This is a genomic window from Photobacterium sp. 53610, assembly GCF_036409375.1.
Classification (GTDB): domain Bacteria; phylum Pseudomonadota; class Gammaproteobacteria; order Enterobacterales; family Vibrionaceae; genus Photobacterium.
In genome coordinates this window covers 571,405-594,384 of the sequence record NZ_JAXOFS010000001.1, presented here as the reverse complement: position 1 = coordinate 594,384, position 22,980 = coordinate 571,405, and the positions used below count along the sequence as shown (strand labels likewise).

At 43.9% G+C, this 22,980-nt stretch carries 25 protein-coding genes; 1 reads left to right on the top strand and 24 read right to left on the bottom strand.

Features of this window, described 5'->3' with window-relative positions; translation table 11 throughout:
- Positions 1-10: 10 nt before the first annotated feature.
- From SPK40_RS02830 to SPK40_RS02815, 4 genes are all read right to left on the bottom strand, one after another.
- Entirely contained in the window at positions 11-379 is a 369-nt protein-coding gene (locus SPK40_RS02830; RefSeq protein ID WP_330959352.1) for a VOC family protein, read from the bottom strand.
- Between the two features lie 194 nt (positions 380-573).
- Positions 574-1,200, bottom strand: coding sequence for an RraA family protein (locus SPK40_RS02825; protein WP_330959350.1), 627 nt, complete (start codon positions 1,198-1,200; stop codon positions 574-576).
- 113 nt (positions 1,201-1,313) lie between these two features.
- Entirely contained in the window at positions 1,314-1,763 is a 450-nt protein-coding gene (locus SPK40_RS02820; protein ID WP_330959349.1) for a hypothetical protein, read from the bottom strand.
- Positions 1,764-1,931: 168 nt separating this feature from the next.
- Positions 1,932-2,549: a class I SAM-dependent methyltransferase gene (locus SPK40_RS02815; protein WP_248140510.1), complete on the bottom strand. Its 618-nt coding sequence runs from the start codon at positions 2,547-2,549 to the stop codon at positions 1,932-1,934.
- Positions 2,550-2,988: 439 nt separating this feature from the next.
- On the opposite strand from SPK40_RS02815, the gene SPK40_RS02810 reads away from it, so the two are divergent.
- The gene (locus tag SPK40_RS02810; protein ID WP_330959348.1) at positions 2,989-3,303 is read left to right on the top strand and encodes a YceK/YidQ family lipoprotein; all 315 of its coding nucleotides are present in this window, start codon (positions 2,989-2,991) and stop codon (positions 3,301-3,303) included.
- Positions 3,304-3,392: 89 nt separating this feature from the next.
- On the opposite strand, the gene SPK40_RS02805 is transcribed toward SPK40_RS02810, so the two are convergent.
- The 20 genes from SPK40_RS02805 to SPK40_RS02710 form a co-directional block, all read right to left on the bottom strand.
- Positions 3,393-3,806, bottom strand: coding sequence for a GFA family protein (locus SPK40_RS02805; protein ID WP_330959347.1), 414 nt, complete (start codon positions 3,804-3,806; stop codon positions 3,393-3,395).
- A gap of 242 nt (positions 3,807-4,048) precedes the next feature.
- Positions 4,049-4,648 (bottom strand): SanA/YdcF family protein, encoded by a 600-nt coding sequence (locus SPK40_RS02800; protein ID WP_330959346.1) that lies wholly within the window; start codon positions 4,646-4,648, stop codon positions 4,049-4,051.
- Between the two features lie 161 nt (positions 4,649-4,809).
- Positions 4,810-5,085 carry a hypothetical protein gene (locus tag SPK40_RS02795; protein WP_330959345.1) on the bottom strand — a complete coding sequence of 92 codons (276 nt, stop codon included), beginning with the start codon at positions 5,083-5,085 and terminating at the stop codon, positions 4,810-4,812.
- 565 nt (positions 5,086-5,650) lie between these two features.
- On the bottom strand, positions 5,651-5,992 hold the full coding sequence (locus tag SPK40_RS02790; RefSeq protein WP_330959344.1) for a hypothetical protein: 342 nt from the start codon (positions 5,990-5,992) through the stop codon (positions 5,651-5,653).
- Positions 5,993-6,518: 526 nt separating this feature from the next.
- Positions 6,519-6,938, bottom strand: coding sequence for a GNAT family N-acetyltransferase (locus SPK40_RS02785; RefSeq protein WP_248140515.1), 420 nt, complete (start codon positions 6,936-6,938; stop codon positions 6,519-6,521).
- Between the two features lie 341 nt (positions 6,939-7,279).
- Positions 7,280-8,539, bottom strand: a complete 1,260-nt coding sequence (locus SPK40_RS02780; RefSeq protein WP_330959343.1) for a DegT/DnrJ/EryC1/StrS family aminotransferase — start codon at positions 8,537-8,539, stop codon at positions 7,280-7,282.
- 12 nt (positions 8,540-8,551) lie between these two features.
- Positions 8,552-9,910, bottom strand: a complete 1,359-nt coding sequence (locus tag SPK40_RS02775) for an NAD(P)-binding protein (protein ID WP_330959342.1) — start codon at positions 9,908-9,910, stop codon at positions 8,552-8,554.
- 38 nt (positions 9,911-9,948) lie between these two features.
- On the bottom strand, positions 9,949-11,139 hold the full coding sequence (locus SPK40_RS02770; RefSeq protein WP_330959341.1) for an MFS transporter: 1,191 nt from the start codon (positions 11,137-11,139) through the stop codon (positions 9,949-9,951).
- 465 nt (positions 11,140-11,604) lie between these two features.
- A complete protein-coding gene (locus SPK40_RS02765) occupies positions 11,605-12,105 on the bottom strand; it encodes a GNAT family N-acetyltransferase (RefSeq protein ID WP_330959340.1) in 501 nt (166 codons plus the stop codon).
- Positions 12,106-12,142: 37 nt separating this feature from the next.
- Positions 12,143-12,331, bottom strand: coding sequence for a hypothetical protein (locus SPK40_RS22970; protein ID WP_442957541.1), 189 nt, complete (start codon positions 12,329-12,331; stop codon positions 12,143-12,145).
- The gene (locus tag SPK40_RS02760) at positions 12,250-12,549 is read right to left on the bottom strand and encodes a GFA family protein (protein ID WP_442957540.1); all 300 of its coding nucleotides are present in this window, start codon (positions 12,547-12,549) and stop codon (positions 12,250-12,252) included. Before SPK40_RS02760 ends, SPK40_RS22970 begins: the two co-directional genes overlap by 82 nt.
- A gap of 115 nt (positions 12,550-12,664) precedes the next feature.
- Positions 12,665-13,090, bottom strand: coding sequence for a hypothetical protein (locus SPK40_RS02755; RefSeq protein ID WP_330959339.1), 426 nt, complete (start codon positions 13,088-13,090; stop codon positions 12,665-12,667).
- Between the two features lie 199 nt (positions 13,091-13,289).
- Positions 13,290-15,926 carry a hypothetical protein gene (locus SPK40_RS02750; RefSeq protein ID WP_330959338.1) on the bottom strand — a complete coding sequence of 879 codons (2,637 nt, stop codon included), beginning with the start codon at positions 15,924-15,926 and terminating at the stop codon, positions 13,290-13,292.
- Between the two features lie 122 nt (positions 15,927-16,048).
- Positions 16,049-17,014: a hypothetical protein gene (locus tag SPK40_RS02745; protein WP_330959337.1), complete on the bottom strand. Its 966-nt coding sequence runs from the start codon at positions 17,012-17,014 to the stop codon at positions 16,049-16,051.
- A gap of 234 nt (positions 17,015-17,248) precedes the next feature.
- Entirely contained in the window at positions 17,249-17,785 is a 537-nt protein-coding gene (locus SPK40_RS02740; RefSeq protein ID WP_330959336.1) for a 2'-5' RNA ligase family protein, read from the bottom strand.
- A gap of 271 nt (positions 17,786-18,056) precedes the next feature.
- Entirely contained in the window at positions 18,057-18,584 is a 528-nt protein-coding gene (locus SPK40_RS02735; protein ID WP_330959335.1) for a hypothetical protein, read from the bottom strand.
- Positions 18,585-18,693: 109 nt separating this feature from the next.
- Complete coding sequence (locus SPK40_RS02730) at positions 18,694-19,290, bottom strand: DUF6624 domain-containing protein (RefSeq protein ID WP_330959334.1); 597 nt, start codon at positions 19,288-19,290, stop codon at positions 18,694-18,696.
- Positions 19,291-19,348: 58 nt separating this feature from the next.
- Positions 19,349-19,906 carry a nucleotidyltransferase domain-containing protein gene (locus SPK40_RS02725; RefSeq protein ID WP_330959333.1) on the bottom strand — a complete coding sequence of 186 codons (558 nt, stop codon included), beginning with the start codon at positions 19,904-19,906 and terminating at the stop codon, positions 19,349-19,351.
- A gap of 215 nt (positions 19,907-20,121) precedes the next feature.
- Positions 20,122-21,612 carry a hypothetical protein gene (locus SPK40_RS02720; RefSeq protein ID WP_330959332.1) on the bottom strand — a complete coding sequence of 497 codons (1,491 nt, stop codon included), beginning with the start codon at positions 21,610-21,612 and terminating at the stop codon, positions 20,122-20,124.
- Between the two features lie 736 nt (positions 21,613-22,348).
- Positions 22,349-22,846: a hypothetical protein gene (locus SPK40_RS02710; RefSeq protein WP_330959331.1), complete on the bottom strand. Its 498-nt coding sequence runs from the start codon at positions 22,844-22,846 to the stop codon at positions 22,349-22,351.
- Between the last annotated feature and the right edge of the window lie 134 nt (positions 22,847-22,980).

Here is a 22,980-nt window from a genome sequence, read left to right as displayed (position 1 = left end):
AATTGAAGGGTTAAGCTTCAGGGCTGTGACAAACCACTTCGATGTTATGCCCGTCAGGACCAATGACAAAAGCAGCATAGTAGTTCGCGTGATAATGCGGTCGCAGACCTGGCTCACCATTATCTTTGCCGCCTGCCGCCAGCGCAGCCCGATAAAAATCTTCAACTTGCTGACGGTTTTCAGCCGCGAAAGCTAAATGCAGATGTGACGGTTTCTCATCCGTCTGAAATAAGCACAGTGACGTTTTATCATCTGCACTCAGCTCAATTCCAAGCTGGTTCTCTGCAACAATGACGACACCAAGCGGTTCAAGTGCCTTGAGGAAGAACGCTTTACTCTCATCATAATCACTGACGCCAAACACAACGTGGTCAAACATAAGGTCTCCTTACCCTTGAAAAATCCTAATCAACCGATAACCATGCTCGCTTAGCGAGCGCAGCCATTTCATTTACTTCAACTTCGCGAAAGACGAAAAGTCATGTCTTCAACTGGAAGCTTTCACTGTCTTCCTGATTAAACTCATCCCTCATCGCACTGATGTCACTTTTGATAACTTTGCCGGAATCCAGCTCAAGCAGAGTGGTTGCGCATTTTAGCCACTTCAAGCGCTTTTTGTATTTTGATTCGATGATTCGCTTCCCATTCGGCCAACTGCATACCACGTTCTGCATCCAGTTTTTCTTTTGCCATCTGGTACACTTCATTTGCTCTGGATTGCGGAATCGCAACAATGCCTTCCATATCAGCGACAATCATATCCCCGGCACAAACCCTCACCCCACCACAAACAATCGGCATACCTGGCTCAAAAAACTGCTGCTTTTTACCCGGGACAGGAAACACGCCTTTGGCATACACAGGAAATGCCATCTTGGTTATCTCACCCAAGTCCCGGATCACCCCGTCAATAATAAAACCCTGAATACCGCGTTCTTTCGCCACTGCACAGACATTCCCGCCCGCGACTGCATACTGACAGTCAACACCGTCTACAACCACAATGGAGCCTTCAGGTGCACTGTATATGGCTGAATGCAACATCAAGTTATCACCAGGCGCCAATTGCACTGGGTATGCGGGTCCGGAAATTCGCTTCATATGCTGCCAAAGCGGACGAATCGAGAGATCAAAAAAGTGTTCGCGACTTAACACATTTCCATAATCAGTCGTCGCCAAATCAAAGAAATTCAGTTCCATCTTTTCTTCCTTTATGTCCTTCAGTTCAGACAAGACGAGCATTTCCAGAAATATATCTAATGCAATCGCCCAATCTGTCTCCGTTTTATCAATACAAAAATGAATTCATGTGTTCATTCATGACGGGCTTGCCATGTCGCTCTTCGGCCAAAGCCAGCTTCGCTTTCATGAACCGAGAAACGCTGCCCACAAGCTGAACATTGACAGTCAATCTCTGATTCAGATGTCTTTTGATTTGAATTACATGCTCGTATTTTCACCCATCCCCGCTCTGCTTCAGCATAAACAGAATACGAGCAAATGAAATACTTTGAGCAGCGGCATCCTGTTTTCTGAACCCGCTCTAAGAAGCGCACGATTCGGTCAACTGAAATAAGGATTTTCTGCTTCTCTGCAAGTCCATCCCAAACGGATGACCTCGACAATGACACAATATTGACCAGATGATGGGCAAGTTCAACAAGAACTTGATTATCCCGTATATTCAGTACCTTGTATGACAAATCCGAGATTTCTCTTTCATTGCCAGAATTGAGAGACAAGAGCAGCGATTCAATATTCACAGACAAAACCTAGTATGAATGAGGTTAATGCAACTAAATATAGTTTCACTCTCGTGCCAGCAAGTATCAGCGCTGCCACTTCTTTGTGATTTTCAAACATCAGACCATTCAGAAGGAAAATAAACACTTTCCTTCTGAATGGTGAACAATCAAAACCTGCCCCATGGATCAATACAGGTCTCTTACACGACGCAAACAATACCAATGCTCGTCCGGACGAAGGACCCATTCCAGTAAGGGCGGCAGCTTGAAGAAAGACGGCTCAACGCTGGTGATCTGCCAACCGGCAAATGCAGTCTCGATTTCTTCACGATCGACGCCACGAATCAACGGACGAATACGTCGCGGCCAGCATAACAGGATCACAGTGGCATCCGGGGTAGCCAAAGCATCCACACATCGAGCCATATCGCGCTGCTGTTCAGTGTTGAAATCGTGAAACGTACCGGTGTCCAGAATCAGCCGGAAGCCAGAACCCACGTCAGTTTCTGAAAGCCGGGTGACGTCTCCCTGTACTATCGTCATCTCCACACCCTCAGCCTGAACCCGCTCACGTCCTCTTTCCAGCGCCTTCTCAGCAAAATCCACACCGGTCACCTCCCAGCCACGCTTGGCCAGTTCAATTCCCCAGATAGCACTGCCTGTGCCAATATCCAGGGCACGCCCGTATGGCGGCTCACGATCCTGCTCTGCGCGAACGAGCTGCAAAGCTAAAGATTGAAAAAATTCCTGATCGGTATCCTCCCAGGGATGAAAGCCGATCGCATATGCAAATTTCCAGTTCATGTGCCCTTCCTTACACCGCCAGAAATCACATGTGCCAGCGCAGAGGCAGACGGTCACTGTCGAGCGTCTGGTCAAACAACATGTGAGGCATTGCCCTCTGGGCTCAAGGTGATTTCGGATTGAGATGGAGCAGCAACTCCGGTTCCAGAATTTGTCGCGCAATGCCGCTGTAATGATAGTAGTCGTTTTTTAACCGCCACTCATTCAATCGGTTCATTCACCGCCCATGGCATGCAAAAGAAGGATTGGTTCGTTACAGCTCCCTAATGCTGAAACCGCAAAGGTAACCGGATCACAATTCATGCTACCTGTTCATTGCTTTCTGAAGCTGAATTTAAATAAATTTAAATTTATCAATAAAGTTTGAGGCTTTACATTTCACTAAATATCTGTGTATAAAAGTCGCCTTTAATCAGCAGTCCTCTTCAAAAATAAAACCATGAAAATACTTTATATCATCATACTCGCCATTTCGATTTCAGGCTGTTCCAGTATCATTGCCCGAGTGGGTGAGAATCATCAAAATGGGAATGAATATGCTGGCTTTGATTACGCACTGGAAAATGCGGCTAATTGCAATTTTTCGTTATTTGTAAATGCCCCGCCGGCAATCGTCCTCATGCTCCCGATATCAATCGCTGATATCCTTTCGTCTGCAATTCTGGACACATTGCTTTATCCGATAGATGCCTTAATTGAAAATAATAACCAGTACAAATCAGCACTATGCCGGGCGTCTCTGCACTCAAGATAATTGGGTTTATTCACCAGATAAAGTCAGTTGACTCCGTTTAAGTTCACCGAAAGATGGAGCATCAGTGGCATAAATCTGGACCCCGATACTTACGATGATCTTTTGCTGCCCGGGGCTCGCGTTTCAAATTGAGGAAGTGAATCGGTGATTTGATACCAGGGCGCTTTAGACGATACGAAAATATGAGACTGAGGCGTTATTCCCGGATCACCCTGAACCGTCCCGAGCGTGATGCTTGTAACCTGGCCATCTTCCGTCCCGGCCAGAGTCGAGCCGCACGCTTTACAAAAGCACCATCCATTACCTTTTGGCGTTTCGTAGACCTGCAAAAATTCTGTCCCTTCAACCCAATGAAAATCAGTCGGATTTACATCTGCATAAGCCGCAAACGCTGCGCCGTGTTGTCGCCTGCACATTGAACAATGACAGTTACTGGCTTCAAGGAGCGGCCCTGTTACCTCATAAGAAACGCTGCCACATAAGCATCCACCTTTGACTCCCATAGCCACATCTCCCTTGTCTTTCAAACCAATGGGCGGGGCCCGCGCTGATTCTCTGCCAGATAGAGATCGTCGCTTTGAACCCGGATCCAGTCAGCATTTACTGTGGTGTCTGTAACAGATTAAAGATGGCAGGATAAACCTTAGAGGACAAACGCTGTATTCAGTCTGTGCTGGATCCAACGAAAAGACAGCACAATGATCCCATCAACACATGTACCAAGGAAGCGCGCAATCGGAGCGGTTCAACATCGCTGCAGCCATAATCCTTTCATCCAGTATTTCAGCCATGCAGGCACTTCACGGACGTATGAGTAAGTATCGCGCAGCTCAGTATAATCAGGCGCATAACCGTAAACTTCATCAAATCCTGCATGTTTTAATGAAAGCTTTGCGCGAGAGAGGTGGTAGCGTTGTGAAATTGCAACAACCGACATCCCCTGCCCGAACTTAGACACCGCATGCAATGAAGTTAAATGTGTATTGATGCCACTGCTATCAACATCAATATCCTTTGAGGGGATGCCTTTCGCAATCAAATAGTCTTTCATTACCATCGCTTCATCAAAGCCTTCCGGCCCGGTTCCGCCACTGACGAAAATGCTTTCAATCTGATGATGCTGATACAGGTAAAGTGCTGCGGCTAACCTTGCTTCCAGCCTGTCCGATGGCGAGCCATCAGGCTCGATTTTATTGCCATAGACAATACCAACATCCGCGACGAAATTTGTTTTACCATGTGAATCGACATAAATCGCCAGGACGCAAAGAGTAAAAATGATGCTCAAAGCACCTAACATTCTGACCATCAAATGTGGGACTGAATCAGGATATGGATTATTCATATTCAAATATGACAACGAAGTTTTGTGCGATTTTTTTATCCTCTTCAGATAAACCAGAAACAGGAAATGGTGCTAATTTTTTCAATTCATCACTTGCAACATCAAACATTTCATTACGACCTGACGATGAAATAAATTCAGTACTTTTAACAAAACCGTTATCATTTTAAAATAACTCTCATTTTAAAATGACTATTTTTAAATGATTCTATGTGGATAAAATGATTATCAATTCTGTTTTTAACTAGAGCTGTCCAAAGATTCAATTTCGTTGGAACTGCATGTTTACTTTCAAGGCGTCCCCTATATTGATTTGATGTCTCGAGCATTTCAAGGTATTGCTTGACGCGATTGTTTCGTTCTGAAATTTGTTCTGCCGTTGGTGTCATCTGACAACCAGCCAACAAAGCAATTATAAATAAACAGATTACCTTCATCGGTGATTTCCCCTCAAAACACAGAGAAGTAATGATGTTCTTCCGTCAGGAAGAAGATATTCATACACTGATTTCTCAATTTTCATCAACAGCAAAATATACAGAAGTAATATTGCTACTGCTCTTCTTTTACGTGCTTTGCCAGATAATAGTCTTCTGAAAAAACTAAGCTAAGCTATTCTTCTTTGCTTTTAAAGCAAAAATCAGAGGATACGCTTGACTCAAAATCAAATCACAAGTATATGCCTTGCGTTCAACTCAGACGCAAGTGACGCAGAAAAGATCAGGTCTGATGAGCCAATTTTACCTACTTCATTGCTGTCAGAATGCCAAAGAGGATGGCATTCAAAATCCGAGATGACTTTAATTGCTTTCATTCTCTCTTAGTACAAAGCACATATCATTTATAAAATAGCCAAACCTAACTCAACAAAACTGGCCACTTTACTGGAGTAATACTCTGCAAGAAATCACCAAAGAAATCGAATTTATTTGATTAATTTGTGATATATCGCCCTAGAAATGAAAATATTTGGTTTTGAGTGACCAAAACCATAAAAAATATTTATGTGCTTGATTGCATTTTTTTAATTTTAATCCAGAAAGATTCTTGGCACTGATTCGTAAATGTTTTTTTCTTCGGCGTAATTTCCATCTTTGCCGGTTGGTAAATGATTTCATAGCTGATCCAACACTCAGAACATGCTTGTTCACTATATTTATTCGTTTGATCGCGTTCGACCTGATTTTTTAATATCACACCATTTTCAAACTTCACAACCAATTCTCTTTTTTCAATCATGATGTCTCCGTCTACAGCCGTACTCTGATGAAATTCTTGCTCCAGAACTGACACGCCATTCACTTTCTCTTTAAGAGCTAAAACATATGTAAATAGAGAATTCATGTTATTTCATCCTAAAAATAATATAATATCCTGTCTCTAGACCCCAGTGGCAACAAACCAAATTCCTGTCGCTGCGATCAAGGTAAAAGGGATTGACGAACCGATGATGCATCGTTTATTGAATCGTTTATGAAACAAAAGCATCAAACATAAATATGGCATCCAAACCACCGCTGAATACAGCAATGTAAAGCCGACAACATAACGTCCTTCATAGCCTACTGGGTTAGACCCATCATAATATGCTGAAATTCCTATCGTATTAAAATAACACAGGCCGACCATAAGCATGAAAAGGCATACAACTGCGATCTGGAGTAATGACTGACGATTCATTTAAAAACCACTTGGTGGAAGCAGAGACAAACATAACCGAGTTCCCGGCATGCGAATATACATCACCTAATTCTACGCATATTCAGCATGCCATTCAGAAAGATAGACTTGATCGCTAAATACTGCTCACTCGCTACCGAAATCGTCGGGTTTCAGTGTGTTCCGGCTTGCTTTACTTGCTGTTCTCATTTTAAGCCAAGCTCTTTTGATAGAAAATTTTATCAACCCCAATTTTCGGAAAGTCTGTATATCGGCCAACCTCTTTAAAGCCAAGCCGTTCATAAAATCCGGGTGCCTGGAATGTATACGTATCCAGGTATATGTTTTTTACACCCAGACTTCTGGCTTCTGACTCAACAGAATCAATGAGTTTGCTTCCAAGACCTAACCGACGGATCGGCTCAGATAACCAAAAATAGTTCACATGAAGGCTGCTCAAGATGACCTTCCCGACTAAACCACCAAGAATTTTGCCATCTTCATCCCGAATGAAAGCACCAAAACCTTTCTCATCAAGATCAGGAAAATGTGGTTCATTATATTCAACTAAACCACGATATATTTCAGATATCTCATCTTCAGATGGTGAGACAGTAAAATCTAAATTCATCTTAACCTCAGATTGAACAACAACTGACATGGGACTTGACGCTGTCAGGTCTCAGCGATGCCTCTGTATTGCTGATTCCGGCATCTTCAAATACATCCCAAAGAGCGACCTGACGGATCTGCACCAGAACAGACACGCTACCGCTCTTAACACTGAAGTTACCCGGCAGGTCTGTTCTGAAAGAACATCGCATGATATTTCGATATGGGACAGGTTTCACCATTTGGCGTCTTTTTGATTGTATATCTGTGGCTTAGGACAAGCTTCAGGGCGGTAAAAAATCGCCCCCAAATCAAGGAGGCGATTTTATTCACTTCAAACGTTATTGCGTCAGCGCAGAACTACTTCTTGTAGTACTCATAAACTTTGTTGAATGCCGCGGCGAAAAGCGCCATATGCTGTTCTGAATAGACCGGGTGCGTATGGAAGACGATGGATATATCACCCAATTGTCTTGCCGCCGGGCAGTCGGTTTGCGTGTAATCAATCTGACGATGCGCCGGGTCATTAAACGGATAATTATTGGTGCCAAATCCATTTTGTTTCTGGAATGCTTCTTCGTTATAAACTTCCGGCCATGGCACCGGATAACCGGGTACGCCTTCTGCTTCAATTGCTTTGATGAACGTTTTGAGATCGCAGTTGAGCAGGCTGATATCAAGCACAAATGGTGCCCACCAGAATGAGTTTACCCGAACCTCATCATCTGCCGGAGCGTGCAGAACGAGAGGATGTTCCTGCAACAAAGCACTCAGAAAACGGCCGTTTCGGATACGCTGATCCAGTGCCGTTGCTTTGAAACGGGACAACTCGCAAAGACCAATAGCAGACTGAATCTCAGTCATCCGGTAGTTGAAACCAACCTGCGTGTGAATATAAGGAAGTTTCTGAGCAATTTCGAACAGACCCAGTCTTTTGGCAACGTCATAGCCATGATCGCGGAAAGAACGACATTTCCAGACCAGATCTTCCGATTTCACATAGACGGCACCGCCCTCACCGCCGGTTGTTATGTGCTTGCTCTGGCAGAAACTGAAACAGCCGGCATCGCCAATCGTGCCCAGATAAGCATCTTTATATTTAGCCCCTAACGCCTGTGCACAGTCTTCGATGACCTTCAGGTTGTGCTTTCTGGCGATAGCCATGATGGCATCCATGTCAGTCGGCACGCCAAAAGTATGCACAACAACAATCGCTTTGGTTTTTTCGGTAATTTTACTTTCGACGGATTGCGGGTTCAGTGTATGGGTATAATCAACATCAGCAAATACCGGCAAAGCTCCCGCCTGGAGAATTGAAAATGCAGTGGCGATAAAAGTGTAAGACTGGCAGATCACCTCATCGCCCGAACCAATCCCCAGCGCAGCAAATGCCGTGTGCAGTGCAGACGTCCCGTTGGTTGTGGTGACAACATATCCGTCGCCCAGATAGGCAGCTAATTCGGTTTCAAAAGCCATGCCCCGTTTACCGGTCCAATAGTTAATTTCGCCGGTTTTCAGGACAGATTCGATCTCGGTCATCACAGAGAGGTCAAGACTTGGCCAGGCTGGCAAAGCTTCTGAAATCACTGGGGTGCCGCCTTGAATTGCAAGTTTACTCATGATTTTTCCTACTTAAAGATGTGAGGCAAGCCAACGGGAGAGAGAACAAATCGTTAATGCAGGGTTCGCAATACCCAGCCGGGGAAATGCCCCGGGCCCGATGGCATACACGCCCGGCATGGACGTAAGCTCCAATGATTCGGTCAGTGCAATATCACCGCTGCCGCCAATGGGATGCGTGCAGCTTTCATGCTCATAAGCGCCATAAGGGAATACAAATCGTGTGTACACATCGGCTTTTTCAGTTTGATTCAGCGCATCCAGTGCCTGATCAAGCTCGGTTCCTTCTGTTGCTCCGAAGAATGCGCCCGATTGCTCTGTGAGCGTGTCAAACAAAGGCACTAACTTTGTGTTCAGTTGATCACTGGCAAAGTCCACGATCCGTCTGGCAAGCTGGTTATAATTCTCAACCGCGGCAGCAGCATGATTCGACTGGATTTCCAGCGTGGTTTTCCCTTCACTGTATCGACAGTGCAGCTCACTGAATTCAGACTGCTCCGGGTTTTGCTCCATCACCGCCATCAGTAATATCAGGCGCTCCCCACGCTCGAGGTTCGGGCGTTCAACGACAAAAATATTGGCATTGAGATCGTGATGCTCACTGAAACCATGCCACAGCATTTCATGGCGATAATCAGCAATCCGGTCGCCGCCTTTGGTTTTCACGGCTATCCCCAGGCAGTAGTGATCGGTCACCCGGGCGGTCGTTGAGCGTCCCAGCGATTGCGTAATAATCTTGTTATTTACCAGTGCCGAGGCCGAGAGAATGCATCGGTCAAACGGCACTTCATTCACCGTCTGGCCTTGCTCGTCAATCAGATAAAACCCGTCCGGTTTCTTGTCTACTCTGGCAATGGTGGCACGCTCAATGTTGATCACGCCGTCCCGAACAAATGGTTCCAGCTGATATAAAGGGCTGTAAGACGAAAACGCAGCATTCTCCCCGACAACGGCCGCCTGAGGTGCATGCTTCAAAGGCATGCTGACCGTCTGCTGCCGGGTCATTTCCGGATATTTCTCGTTGAATTCCTGCTGCAGCTGACGATAGAGTCCACCAGCACCGTTCAGGCGTTTTTGCCAGACTTCCGGCCAGCTTTCCAGCGCTTGGGGTTCAAGTGGCAGCATGACACCGTGATAGCACAACGAGCGACCGCCCAGGCGTTCACTGATTCCGCCAATGGCCCAGTGTGCATCTGCTGTCCAGTGCACTTTCTTTTCGTCACCCGCCAGCACCCGGGTATCAAAATGAACATGGCCTTTTCGTAGATCTGGCCCGGCTTCATAAACCACAATTTTGTTCCCCTTCACGGCGGAATGAAGCGCGAATTCGAGACCCGCAAGCCCTCCTCCGACTACACAAAACGTCGACATATTTTCTCCCTGATTATAAGTCCCTTTCGGGTTTAAAATTATCGTCTGTCGACGAGGTAAAGAATCAATAACCCCAACAAACCGACAGCCGAAGAAATAAAAATGGTTTTTCCGATATCGAAGAAATAATTACCAATAAAGTAGACAATCGATGAAACAGATGAAGAGATAAAAAATGAAATGGAAAGTAATGAACTGCCGATACCCGGCCGCCCTTCAGCCAGTGATTGTAAAAAACCAATCGGAATACTGATTAAACAGGCGGCCCCCAGCGCGATCATGGGGATTAACAGATAAACATGAATAATATCCTGCGTGACGGACAATAACATGGTAGAGACAGAAAAGATAAATGCACCCGTGATAATGACCCCGGATGTTTTCTTGCGCTGTGCCGTCTTCGACCAGTAGAAAATAAAGAACACTTCGAACACTGCAATACAGGCTTCAAAGATACCGATATCCGAATACTCTCCCTTAACCTGATTCACAATAATAAAAGGTACCGTTGCATCCAGCGTAAACAGCATGTTGGTGACCAGAGAAACACTCACCAGTTTCAAGATGTTTTTACGGTGAAATACCTTGGACACAGGCTCTGAAGACAGCTCAGATTGATAGCTTTCATTCACAAACTTTTCTTTCAGATAAAGCGTAAAAATGAGACAGCACATGATCCCTGAAAACAGCCAAATGAAGATCAACTCTTCTTTTTGTAAGGCCAGCATGCCAATCATGCCTAATGTCAGCACATATCCCATGGAATAGGTTGACCGAAGGGCCGCATTTTCATGATGAGCATTCGCTGCTCCTTCCACATTCCGTTTGGCCGCGGCATACCCAAAAATCAGTGAATTCAGCACACAGAATACGGGCAGCAGCAGACAGTTCGCTAAAAAGTAGGTCAGCGTATTCGGCCAGACATAAACGGCGATGTTCCCTAAGATCCCACAAATGCTGCAAAGCACGATGAATTTGACAAAACTCCCTTCTTTATCCGACTTCATGCCAAAGTAAATGCTGAAGAAGGTAATAATGACGCCTGAGAATAAAATTACCAGACTGTAATAAATCTCAGGTAATCCGATGACATCGACACCAAATATATTTTTATAGGGGTTCACCGCCGCATTTGCACTGGCAAACAGTAAAATCGCAAACACCTGTTTATTGAAGAATAATGAAGCGGATGAATCTGACCGGCCAAGTGACTTTAAAATATTGAACATAATATGCCTTTGTCTCACATACACAAATGAGAACATCATCAAATAAGGATTATTTGTATTCCTGACTATAAAGAGAAAGGTCAGTTGGCGAGAGCGTAATGACAGGTAAAACTTTTTTAAACGACCGAAATAAATTTACTCGAGTGACTTTGAATTCCCTTTCGAAAAAATTCAGCAATCAGACAGTAAAATGTGAGCCAGATTTTCCAAGGTGTTTAAAACACTCACAATATCACGCTGATAAAACATTCATTTAATTCCGAAATACTCGCTGATGAACCAAACACCCTGAATGATTCACTTCTATTTGCATTGTAACTGATACTTTATTCCATCAACCCCTGATTCCTCTTAGGCAGCATCCAATTCGCCATAAGACGGTAGCAGTGTTGGGAAGTTGATCTGTCAGACGGCCTTGGAAACGGGTTCAGGACATAAATATTTTCTCTCAGAAGTCATGGGCTCTTACCCGATAGAACCCTTAGCCGATATATTCCTTAACCGATAACCCCCTTCCTGCTGGTCGAAACCCAGTCTCTCAAACAATGCGCGTGAACGGGCATTTCGCCGGTCAACATCTGCATTGAGCGTCCTGATGCCTTGAGAGAATGCATAATTGATCAGTAACTGAAGCGATTCAGACATATATCCTTGCCGCCAATACGCTGCATTCAGCAGGCAACCCAGCTCACACGATAAACCGCATGCACTAAAACTGTGAATACCACAGGTTCCGATAACTTTATTTGTCGATTTCTCCACAATTGCCCATTCGAATGATTCCTCAGATTGCTCAAGCCGAATAACACTCTCGATCATTTGATGAACTGTTTCCACAGCGCTGAACACAGGATCGGAAGCAAAGGCCATCACCTGTACATCACCATAGATTTCGAACAGGTCCTCAGCATCGGCATGATGAATCGTCCGTAATAAGACACGATGACCGACTAAATCAGGCTTCATGACTCTCCTTTTCGAACTGGCAATTTTTCGATGCGCTTTATCCCGGAAATTTATCAAATTCGGGAGAATTTAATCCGGCCCGGTGCCACGCCGTCTGCTCTGAACAAAAAATGCGGGCATCGACCTTTTTCGATGGTTCATCATTCAGGCTGCCGGCCGGAACAACGAGGTTCTTGCCACTTTTTGACTGATAGGGCAAAGCGGAACCACACGCCGTACAAAACACCTGGGAAAGGAACGCACCGGATCATCGTAACGCTTCAATTGATCCTGCCCATGAAGCCACGTGATATTTTCAGGTGATGTGAACAGATTCGAAGCGTGCGCAGAACCCGTCATCTTTCTGCATTGTTCACAGTGACAAAAGTAGAAACTGCTGAATTGATCTTCCAGCGTATAGGCAACACTTCCGCAGCAGCAACCGCCAGTCAGTATCTTGCGCATTGAAACCTCCTTGTTTTCATCATTTACCATGGACTTTTACGGCAAACTCAAAGCACCCTCCTCATGTCGTATGCTTTGAGTCTGCATGTCAGCCTGATCATTCAAAGTCAACAGCTTAACTCACGCATTCCTTCGCCGTCTTCGCTTTTTCCACCCCCTTTTCAATCAGCGCCATCACATCTTTATCTTTGACTGATGACAGCACTTTATCCATCAGGCTTTCTGCCGTTGCCTCTGAGGATGAATCAATGAAACAGCGATACGCATTTGCAATTTGCTCTGTTGCAGCCATGAACGCGGTAGGATCGCTCAGATCGGTTTCAGCCACTTTCTCCACTGAAGCGGCAAAATCTTTCGCCGACTGCGCTGCATCACCTAACCGGTCAAAATTCATCTGACTCAAATCAACCGATTCAACTTGTTTCTGAAAGCCATCCACGGCCTTGCTGGCAGCTTCTTGCGCCTGATTCATTGCTTTCGTTGCATCCTCACACCCAACTAAAGCAGAGATCAGAAAGAATGCCGTGATTGTTTTTTTCATTTTTCGCCCTTTAAGCAGAGAATTGCAGGTGGGCCATACTAGTTCAAGGCAGAGCGGCATAGAACAAAAATACCGTAACGGAGTGTTTACCGGAACAAATGTGCCAGCCACGATCAATCGGCTTTCACGCTGACACCAGCCGATAAAAAACCCCGCATCATGCGGGGTTTTGATAGGATTCAGTCTCTTTGCTGTTGCCTCAGATAAAGCTCAGGAATTTCTCCTTGTTCTCTGTATTCAGCAGGTCAACTGCAGCGGTGATTGCTGCTGCAATCTTCTTCTCCCGTGCAGCCAGCATCGGCGGCTCATCAGAATCAACTTCATCTTTATGGCGATAAATATTGAGCATTGTCTGGTACAGACGCTTGAGACCATCGTCGTCACTGAATTCTTCCAGATCATCCTCATACTCGTTGGTCTGATGCACCACTAAGATGCGGGACAGGAAAACATACTTCTCGTCCATTTTGAGTTCAGACAGGACATCACAGAAAGCTTCCACCTCTTCTGCGGTCGCATCGCTGCAGAACTGATCGCCCGCTGAAAATTCAATAAAACTGAGCAGCAGGGTTTTCGACGGGAACAGCTGCAAAATCAATTCATACAGACTCAGCAGTTGCTTCTTCTGTGGTTTTTTTGCCACCCGGGCCGCATACAGCACGGAAGCCAAAATCATGCCGATATCATCAGACACGAAGAGTGACGTTCTCTCCTCCTCATCCTCTTCCGCTTCGCCCGAAATGAGCAATTCACGGGCAAAGTGAAGCGCCTGATCACTGGAAACAGCTGCATCGGTCTGTTCCTCCTGAGCCGACTGCTGCATGAAACGGGCAAACAAACCGCCGGAGACTTTCGCCTGTGAATCAATATAGGCTTTGATGCCGGCTATCAGTCGCGTGGCTCTATCCCTATCTTCATCGTCAAACGAATGCCTCAACGCATTCAGGTTTTCCAGTTCACGATAGCAACTCTGGAAAAGATGCTTGTGATAAAACGCCCATAAAGGTTCCAGCGCCGGATCGGCAAAGAAGCCATTTGATTCCTGAGACAAAATATAGGCGACCGACAGCAGCTGAGCCCCTTTCGCATATTCGGCCTGATTCAGCGAAGGAACGACCGCCAGAAGATCGTTGGGGGTATCTTCATACGCGCGCAGAATAATATCGTTGAGTATCTCACCGAAACCAGCTTTATCCCGCTGATAAAGTTCGTGGATCTCCTGAAGGCGTGTCAGACCGAAATGGCTCACCAATGGTTCGTTAATCAGGTCGTAAAGCCTCTGCCGAATCTCTGCGGCACTCAGCGCTCTGATGGTAAAACGGGCAGCCGCTTCTTTTTTACTGCACAGCTCAAAGTCATCCGAGATAATTTTCAATTCAGTGCCACTGAGCTCTTTTTTGCCCATCAAGCGCACCAGCACATCCAGCGTTCGCAGGCACTTGCCGTTCTGAGCCGCTTCACCATCATCGTCAATGTAGAAGCTGTCCGGATTCTGATAGGTCACCAGGAAGCGCTCAATAATATCTTCCAGGGTCACATCCTGCTCCAGGTCAGATGACAGCCGCATTCCGTCGGAGCCGAAATATTCAAAACGCTTGTAAATATAGTGTTTGTGCTCAAACGCCAGCTTTCTGAGATTGACCGGCTGTAACTGTTCCAGAATTTCGGGGTGCTGATTCTCTTCAATGTAAGCCAGAATCTGCTCGCCGTTCTCGAAACACTTCAGGAAAAAGCTTTTGTTGGTCTCGTACTCGTTATACTCGTCGTATTCCTGATAGAAAGGGTCATCCTGAATATCGGCCAGCGTAGTTGTCTCATCATAAACGGGCTGATCGTAATACCAGAGATCTTTCAGAGGCACATCTTTGACCGCTTCGTACATCGCCTGACGCAATACCTCGCGCTCCTCTGCGATGGTCCGGCCATGAAAGTTCAGATCATCAAACTCACCCTCGGCTTCTTCCCGCGAGATCAGCTCATCTGCAAACTCGTCGTCATCATCATAAGCATCGCTGACTTGACTAAAGCCATGTTCCATCCGGACAAAGGGATCATCATCCGCAATATTTCTGGGCCGGCGTTTCAATGACTGAATCAGGGCCTCTTTGTAATATTGATAACGGCTTTCGTCGGCTAAGAAGCAATTCAACAGATCGGGGACAAAATTTTCCGATTCCATGTAATGCGTCATGATACAGCCAAACATCCCGTCAAAGTGACAGCTGGCGTACGCATCCAGTACAAGATTACTGTACCCATGCTGATAGAACAGATACGCCATATAATCAGCACCGTGATACATGATCTGGTTAAAGTCACTGTCTTCCGGATAATACTCGCCAATCAGATAAGCATATTCCGGGTATTTTTCCGCCAGTAACACCAGCAGGTAAATACCAAACAGCATGCTGGATGAGAAAAACAGTTCGTTGGAAGCATTCACCCGCAGGCTGAATTCCACCAGTTCTTCACAGAACGCTACGATCAGGGGTTTCAGGTCTTCCTGTTCTAATGCGTGCTGAAACACCACCATGTGGGAAAAACGCAGGTACGCATCATCTTTGCTGAGCCTGACGAGCGCTTCATCCGTCAGGGCTTCCACGGGTTCGGACTCAAGCTCGTCGTCACTGCGCAACAGGAAGATCGCCTTAAACTGATCTGGGTTGAACAGGTCGCAAGGCTGAAACTGTTTTTTATCGTGGGAAATAAAACCACCGACTCGATGAATCAGTTCACCGGTTTGGTAAGCATGCCGCAGTTGAGATTGAAACGTGAAAATGGCTTCTTTTAATGAATTTTTATCTTTTAAATTGACCTGGATAAACTGCTGTTCCATGACTGTCCCATTCATGCTTTCTTGAAAATCACATCATTCAAATACTCAGGACTGAATGACTTTGAAAACGACCTGTCCTGGATATCCGGCTCTGGTTATCCAAAACATGCCATGATCTCAAATTAATAAAAAGTAACCGACTCCAGCCGATCCAATGAATCCCCCATGGTGAAGGTAAACGGCCTGCCTAATTGAGCTGCCATGTTGCGGCACCTTTGATCAAGAGAAGAACTGGTTGAATAATCAACCTTGCCATATTCGTGGCGGACTGTGCCCAATGAGCCCAGCTCGATCTCTAGCTGGTTCATGCCCCCTCTCCCCTGGATGCGCCGGAGGGACTCACGCGGGGAATTATTGGTGATTTCAGTGGAAAGCAGAATCTGATGATTATCCAGTTTGGCCTGCAGATGAGGATATGCTAACCGGATATCCGTAGGCACGGCATAACGACTTCTCACAACGGACATACCGACAGGCTTCTCATCTTTATGGTCCACGACAATCGCGCTAAATGGCAACGCTGGAGACAGTGTCATCGCAACCGTGCAGAACGCCTCTCCCTCAGTCTGTGTTGTGCCTTGCATCGCCATCAGAAACGAATCCATCATACTGTAAGAAATGCCAACCATAACTTCCTTCACGGTCAGCTCCGTTGTGAATTCTTTTTTCAGTCTCGCTGCTTCCTCGCGATATTCCGCTTTTTCTGTCTCCATATCTTCTGGACGAAGTAAAAAGCGAACATTCATCGTGCTTTTTTTATCCGCCAGAATTTTTTCGAATGCACTTTGAATCGAAGCCTTTTGTGTTTCAGTGATCTTGTTCTTCTCGGATGTGCTTAATAGCAGGCTTCTCACATTACGTTTTTCATCATCAAAATGAATCTTCACGACCTCTGGCGCGATACCAGCCTCTTTGAATATTTGATGCAGCCCATCCAGATAAACCTGCTGAATCTTCTCGTCATCATTCAGCGAGAAACCATCGGCAACCGGACGATCAAAATTCAGCCTTGCGACGTTCACATCATTTCCGCAGCCGCCCAAAACCAAAGTCAAACCAATGATCCCAATGTGAGAAAACTTGTACATCTAATCCCTTACACTCAAATAATGCATTTAGTTGAACAGCTTAGGCGGCAGTGGATACATGAAAGGGAAAGGAAACACCCTTGTTTGGGACAACTATCACATGAGTCATTTGAATGATCGTTTTGGAGTCGTTATTCAACCAATACGGGGATTATGCCCGGAATAAAGACAAGAACGGTTGAGAGACAGAATCAATGAGTGAAATGAAGTAAGTGAGGTGAAGTACGAGTTTTATCATATGTTTCCCAAAGCAAAGGTTGCAACATGGCTTAACTGTTCAGAATCAAAGTCATATTCAACAACTTGTAAGCTTGAGATATTGCCAGAAATACAAAAATCTGTCCGATTCCAATGGCCAGCCATTTCCTGGCACGCCTTTGGATTCAAACTATTTCCGATGCCGATGTGAGGAATAAAATCTATATCTAAACGCAGGTTTTCTGAAAAAGCACCTTCGTACAGCCTGTCATGTAATTTAACCAGATGGCTATATCCTTCATCAGGGACAAGAAAAACATGATAGTAATCGTTGAACGCATCCTTATTGATGGTAGAGCATCGTATTTTGAATTCGAATGGTATGAATCCTCGAGCTATCGACGCCACTTCTTGCGTAAATGTCTCAGTAGCAATATCGAAAACAGGAAAAACCAGCGTGAAATGGGGCTCAACCACGGTATAGAACAAACCATCATGTTTTGCTCTGTAAGCTTGAATCTTGTTGTAGTCTTGCTCAGAGATTTCCGGGACAGCAATAACCAAAAGCGCCATGATTCCTCCTTTTCACATCAGGCCAAGAGCAAAGATAAACATTCGCACAACCGGCCCTGAAAGTGATGCTGCAATAAGAATGGAAAGCCTCATTCAGATTCATCGGCAGTCAGCTTCCCTGAAATCTACCCGCGGCCAAGAACAGGGCAAATGACCACAACACGCCCCAAACACAAACCTCAATACAAACCCATGATGGTCATTTCAGCCATAACATGAAGGAACGCGTCTTAAAGCACATACCAGATCCAATTGAAGATCTTGCTAACTTTTAATACTGAGACCAAAGCTTATTCGCATCAATTGATAAACTTATATCTCTTGCTGAAAGCATTAACATGTGCTGAGAACCTTTTTGACCGCAGCTAATCGAAAGTTTTCTTTCTCCATCCTTTGATAAATACCCATCAAATATTGAAAATACCTTACCTGAAACATGAATGGTTTTTTCAACTTTTAATTTTTTATACTTCCGGTCAAGAACATCAAATATTGATTTCAATTCTATTGAACAAGCAGATGCATCTGGAAAATATTTTTCGGCACTAATTGAGTACACCTTTTTATTTGATTCGATTATTTGAACTTGAATTTCATCAAATATTTTTATCTCTGAAAAATCCAGAACATTAAGTGTAATTAACCTTGTTGGATAATCATTTTGAGCCTCACCAACAAGCTCTTGCGGCAAAGCAATACCGATCGGATATCCCAAAACATTTTTAAGATCAGCATCAAACGCAAAGGCTTGACCACTAAACAATGCTACTACCCACAAGTTGGCATGTGATAATTTCACATTTTTCTCCATGAAAGCTAACGCCCTAAACCAAAACCAGTTCATCCTGAACAGAGGAGTCTGAACCCGCATGAATTGGTGCGATTAACATGCTTTGTGATCTGCATTTTTAATTCAAATCGATATCTGGATGGTCTTTGAGACCGTACATTTCTTCTAAGAGCTTTTTATAAAATTCTAGCGGTGGCATTCCCATCTCGGCTCTTCTCTCATCAACTGTCTCAGGGTTTTCGATGGGCTTGAATACAATTGCTCCGTCACTCCAATTGGCCTGGGTACCATAAAGTTGTTTTTGACCTTTGTCTATACGTACGCGGTCAGTCAATAATGCGACCTCTTGCCCCGTCACACCTTCCCGATTCAAGTAAGATTGCTCCAACAACGGAAGCATTTTCTCCTGGAAATCAATATCCGGTGAATGTTGAACAATTAACCAAGCTGAGTTAATCCCTTCCTTACCCACTTCTGCTTCTGTAAACCAAGAACGTCCATTCAGAATAGATTTTAGTTGTTGAGTGTTTCGTTCATCTATCAGCAATGCCTTTTCCTGTAACGCCTTTGACGATTTATGCCAACCAGATTCACCCAGCTCTTTACGGATTTCCTGATCAACTTTCGCCATTTCTAAAAGTTGGGATTGTAAGTCTAGGTTTATTTCTGCTGAGACATAACAAGGGATGATTAGCAATAAATAAAGGATTCGCATGATTGAATGACCCAGTTCGCATAGAACAATCGGTTTACCGAGAAAATTTCTGATACGGTTAAATTTTATCTGATAGCTTTTTTAGATAAGATTTTGCTAACTCATGATTGTCACGACTCAGCCATTTTATGCAATCGAAAAGTTCCCAGATCAGACCTTTGTCACCATTCGTATAAGCCGGAAAGTCTTCGTGTTTTGGAGCCGGTTTGTCCGTTAGCCTGGTATTTACGACATCCGCCTTATCAAATAGCACCTTGTACGGTTTAGAGATTTCAAAAGGCTCATTTAAATCCAGGCAATGGATTTCTGCACTGGTCAAATCGTTAAAAATGTATTTTTTAAAATACGCATTTCCACTGTGAAAACCGTCGAGACAATAGAAGATCTCTTTACCCGATTCGAAGGAGGCAAAACAGGATTCCGCCGCTTGATGAAAACCATTTTGCGTGAAAACGAGTATGTCAGCATCTGAAACACGGTCCCCTTGGCCTGAAGCCAATGAGCCCAGTAAGACCGCTGCAACGACATTTTCTTCTGGTAAAAATGCTGAACATACCGACTGAACTAATTCATATTGAAGCGGCAGATGTTCAAATGTTAAATCGTCCTGACTCAAAATTTTCTCCGTTTGTATCAGACCTCATTCAGGTGTTTGCAACGCCATCATGAAACCGAATCCATTGCACCGCTTTCAACTTAAATTCTAGTGAATATTTCGGTGTCTTATTCCCGTTTCATATGCTGGCATATCAACTTCCTCAACTTCTTATGCGCGTCCACTAAAACGGGACTGGTCCTCGGTCAGTTGCATGGTTTCGTTAAGTGGAAATTTTACAATCCAATAACTTTGAGATATTCCATTATTTTTTCTAAAACATACTTCTGTATATGGCCTGTTGTTAAAGTATTCTGAGTTCGTTTCCCCTCTCGTTCAATACCAGTTGTTCTCCAGGTTGGTTCTAAACAAATAATATTTCTTTTATCAAAAATAATTTGAATGTCTGGCTGTAAACTATATTCACCTAAGTTTCTTTTTTCTGAGGTTACTTTACAACTCATACCAAAATCTTGCAACGCAGAGGTAAAAGCATTTCCTAAACATTTATTGAATTCATGATCTTTACCTGAAGCTAAAACTTGAATCCTATTGTATTCATCTTTGGTTTCTTGTGATGTAGATCTAGCTGAAATTGTACCCACTTTTTCTGGAACAGTTAACACCTGAAAAATTCTTAGTTTTTTTATTGCATCCACAGTATTTGATTCAGTTTCAGACTTCTTAATTAAACTAATTTTTATTGTATCATCACCAAAGCATCTTATTGATGCTAATGCCGCATTTGGTGATAAATCGAATAGTCTCACATCTAATTGTCGCAATAGAAAAATTGCATTATTTCTTCTTTTCCGCCATTCTGATAAATATGCTGAATTATTAGAATTATCATCTAGATATTCTATAACTCGTTCAGCATCAATCTTATTTTTTGTTCCCTGTGTCAGTGCTCTAACGGTTCTTTCTATTTCAACAGAATCATCACCAGCCAAGACAATCCATACTTTAGGTAATAGTTTTTCTTGCATTTCCACTTCAAACGTTTCAATATGCTCCGCTGCTTTTGTTTCAAGAACTGAATAAAACTCTCCAATTGTCTCAGAATCATTAATTTCGTCTTTTAATGATTCTTTCAATAACCCATAACTTTCTAGACCTTCATTGTTGAGTGATTGTGATGTTATATCAGCTGTTTCCCAATATTCTTCCTTTTTTAATCCATTAAAAGCCATAATTCCTTTTGTAGAAGGTCGGACTAAACTATCTCGGCCAATATCCCATGCTATTCTTGATATTTCTTTAGCTTTTTGGTCATCAGTTATTGGCCACAACACAAGAACATTGCCATTTCTTGTTCTGAAAACTCTACGTAAATTTTCAAACGCTTCTCGTAGCTCCGTTTCAGTGTCGGTAGGATTATCTCTATCCGTTAATAAATAAATATCTGTGATATTTTGTTGTATCTTTTCCTTACCTTCTATAAGTTGTGATAATTCAGTTAGCTTACGTGAATGCTCAAATATATTCACTTGTACATTTGAATAAAATAAAGATAAGCTTTTCACAAATGTAGTCTTACCTGAACCAGACTTTCCATTTATTAATTCCAACTTACCAACATTTCCAATTGATATCTCCCTTAATAACTGATCTATATGTTTACTGCTTTCTGGTATCTTTTTTATTATAGATGATAAAGAGACACTATTTTTATCAGCAACATTTTCTAGAACTTCATATCTCTTTGGTAATATCAAACTATCCATTTTTTACCCCATTCCACAAAATAAATGACATAGATTCCACTTCATCAGGCTTTGCCACACTTGCTAAGTGTGATTCCAGACTAGCCGGAGGCCACCATGTCACAATCTACTTATGGCATTGATTGAGCTAAACATCGCTTCAGTGTCCACAGAGAGGCGAACCGAGGCAAGGTGTTGATCCACAAAACAATATCACGATCAAAAGTTCTCTCAACAATTGCCAATATCCCACCCGCGATCAACGGTATGGAAGTCTGGATGTTTCTCACTACTGGATTCGAGAGTGAACAAAACTTGGACACATCCCTGAGATCATGGCATCAAAATATGGCACGCCTTTCAACGCGCTTCGTCAGAATCAAATCGCCCGGTCAATAAGCGATTTTACTGCTGCATCGTGCCCGTGATCATTGGTTTCATGAGCGGACGGCATTACTGAATCAAATTCATTCTGTACGTTAGAGTGTCTGTCCCGATACTTTTTTAAAAACCGAGGGCGTCTTCGCCAACGAAACCAGCTTACTGAAACTGCTCTATACGGGGATGTTGAAGGCATCCGAGAAGTGGACATGGAACTATGACTGACGCTGACACAGAACGATGAACACCCTCCTTCTTAGCGACATCCGTACCTCACTTTGATCCACAAAGATCAGGAGGTACGAATGCACTCTCTTCCAAACCATTTCAAATTTGATCTGAAGTCATACTTCTGACTAGATCCAACAAATTCACGCTAATCAGTCGGACACAAATACGACCCGACCAACGGCACTTCCACTCTTTCAGCCGTTAAACTGCCTTCTACTTCAATGTTTAAAGGATTCGATGAAATTCTAGATTCTTCCACCGGCACGATCGAGTTTTGAATGTGGTATTGATAAATACCTCCCTCTTCAGGATATGAAAACGTCAATCCGGATAAAATTTCGGTTTCTTCTTGTCGGAGTGCAAAACGGCTACGAACTACAAAGTGATCAGCATGCTCTTCAACGTGTTGTTCAAGCAATTCAGCAAAGTCTTCGTAGCATTCAAGCAGCAACATCTCATAATCGTATTGTGATCGATCGTCTCTGTTCAGTAACGGCTTGAAATATACATATAGCTGGCAACGAGTTTCACCTTTATAAAGCAGTTCGATACCTTCTTCGTTTTGCTCAGCGATGCTGAAATCACTTTTGCTAAGAATTAATGTTTGATCAAAATTGATCAGGGTAATGGTTACATCATCCATCGTTCATCTTCTTCTACTTGACCGGTTTGAATTCGATTGTTTTGACGCCGACCACTCTCGGCTACTCACCAGTAGAAAGGCTTTCCCACGCTTGGAAAGTCTGACTCAGTAATCATCGAACGTCTCCATGTCAA